Source organism: Bacillus sp. IT-79MI2, assembly GCF_949768135.1.
GTDB classification, from domain to species: domain Bacteria; phylum Bacillota; class Bacilli; order Bacillales; family Bacillaceae_G; genus Bacillus_A; species Bacillus_A pseudomycoides.
Genome location: NZ_CATKPV010000009.1, coordinates 1 through 395, shown reverse-complemented (window position 1 = coordinate 395; position 395 = coordinate 1). Strand labels below are relative to the sequence as shown.

Genomic DNA, 395 nt, shown 5'->3' with positions numbered 1-395 from the left:
TTTGTACGCTTTCCGCTTTTTCGAGCCATTGCACTCAAATAACGTGTTTGCAACAATTGGTCAATGTTTTCATTTGTATAGCTATACCCATTATGGTGAAGAACCGTACATCCTTTTGCTAAACCTAGCGAAGCAAGACCATAATCTTGCGTAACGATTATATCTCCTTTTGCTGCTAACTTCATAATCCGATAATCTGCAGCATCTGCTCCAGAATCAACATAAATCTTTTCCACCCCTGATGGTTGTTCCGCATTAGAAAAATGAGAAAAGCTAGTAACAAGGAGAACAGGAATTTCAGCATTCGTACCTTCAGAGATAATAATATCTTTTACCGGACAAGCATCTGCATCAACATAAATTTTCATCTTTATCACTCCCATAAATAAGTTCGA

1 protein-coding gene is annotated in these 395 nt (G+C 37.5%); it reads right to left on the bottom strand.

The window, feature by feature from the left end:
- On the bottom strand, positions 1 to 368 hold a 368-nt coding region (locus ACM6HU_RS00070; protein ID WP_098116961.1), incomplete at its 3' end, for a YaiI/YqxD family protein.
- Between the last annotated feature and the right edge of the window lie 27 nt (positions 369 to 395).